This window comes from Mycolicibacterium rhodesiae (assembly GCF_002086695.1).
Classification (GTDB): Bacteria; Actinomycetota; Actinomycetes; order Mycobacteriales; family Mycobacteriaceae; genus Mycobacterium; species Mycobacterium rhodesiae.
This window is the reverse complement of the sequence record NZ_MVIH01000042.1, coordinates 1-1,314: the sequence shown is the minus strand read 5'-3', so window position 1 is coordinate 1,314 and position 1,314 is coordinate 1. Positions and strand designations below refer to the sequence as shown.

Genomic DNA, 1,314 nt, shown 5'->3' with positions numbered 1-1,314 from the left:
ATTTCTCCTATGTCAAGCGGCGAGGGGTTCGCTGGTGTGGTGGCGTGATTTCTCGTCGGCGTGTAGTCGGTTGAACACGGTTCGGCTGAGGCGTCGTTTGAGGCAGCGCAAAGCTTCTGAAGAGGAGTCGCCGCCGGCTAAACGTTTCCGGTAGTAGGCCTGCCCCGCGCTTCGGGTCATACCAATTTGGGTGACGGCGATGCGGTGCAGGGCTGCGTTGAGTTGGCGGTTGCCGGTCCGATTGAGGCGCATCCGGCCGGCGCTGTTGCCCGACCAGGCCGGAATCGGCGCAGTGCCGTTATGGCGGGCGAACGCGGCTTCGCTGGTGAAGCGAGTGATGCCAGCGGATTCGCCGACCAGCTTGGCTGCGGTGAGTTCACCACAGCCCGGTAGTGCCAACAAGGTCGGAGACACTGCTTGCACGGCGATGCCGATCCGTTGGGTCAATGCGTTGATCGTGGCGGTGAGGCGAACGATGTCGGCCAGCTCGTCTGCAGCCAGCTCGGCCAGGAGCCCGTCGAGGGTGGATAGCCAGTCCGCCAACGCCTTGTGGGTTTTGGCGCGATCCATGGAACGCTTCTTCGGGCTGTGGTCGGGGTCGAGTTCATGAACGCGACCCAGGAACCGGTTGACGATCGAGGTGCGTTGCACCACAAGGTCTTCGCGGCGATCGACCAACAGTTTCAACTCCCGTGAGACCGCGTCGTGGGCGGCGACCGGCAGATCAGGTTCACGCAGCACCGCACGCGCCACCGCCAAGGCATCGATGGGATCCGACTTGCCGCGAGCGCGTCCGCCCGCACGCTGCAGCGCCATCAACTTCGGTGCTACCCGCACCACTTTCTGACCGGCCGAAAGCAGATCACGTTCCAGACGTGCGGACAGATTGCGGCAGTCTTCGATGCCCCAGATCACCTCGCCACTGAAGTTCTCCCGGCCCCACTGCACGGCTGCGGTATGTCCGGGCGTCGTTGCTGGAACCGTCTTCCTGCCGAGTTCACGCCCGACGTCATCGACGGCGACGAAAGTGTGGGTGCGCTTGTGTACATCGGCTCCAATGACCACCATGGACCATGCCTTCCTTTCATCAGGTGGATGAGGTGAAGGTTGGGCCGGCCGGCTGGACACATCTCAGTGGGGGCGATGCCACGCTCCTATCAAGTCACGCCGGTCGGTCCTTCCCACCTGACGCCGGCAAAACAATTCAATGCACACCCCTACATGGGGAGCAGTCGGTTTGTGAGCACACACACCAGGTGAGAAGAACCCAACCACCACAACAGCGGCATCACCAAGATGACACTGAGTCGGTTT

At 62.4% G+C, this 1,314-nt stretch carries 1 protein-coding gene; it reads right to left on the bottom strand.

Annotated elements, in window-relative coordinates; genetic code table 11:
* Positions 1-12: 12 nt before the first annotated feature.
* A complete protein-coding gene (locus BST42_RS28845) occupies positions 13-1,068 on the bottom strand; it encodes an IS110 family RNA-guided transposase (RefSeq protein ID WP_083123121.1) in 1,056 nt (351 codons plus the stop codon).
* Positions 1,069-1,314: the final 246 nt, after the last annotated feature.

What these genes read in the sequence shown, in the direction of transcription:
- BST42_RS28845 (WP_083123121.1), bottom strand. Translation starts at nt 1,068, where the DNA reads ATGGTGGTCATTGGAGCCGATGTACACAAGCGCACCCACACTTTCGTC.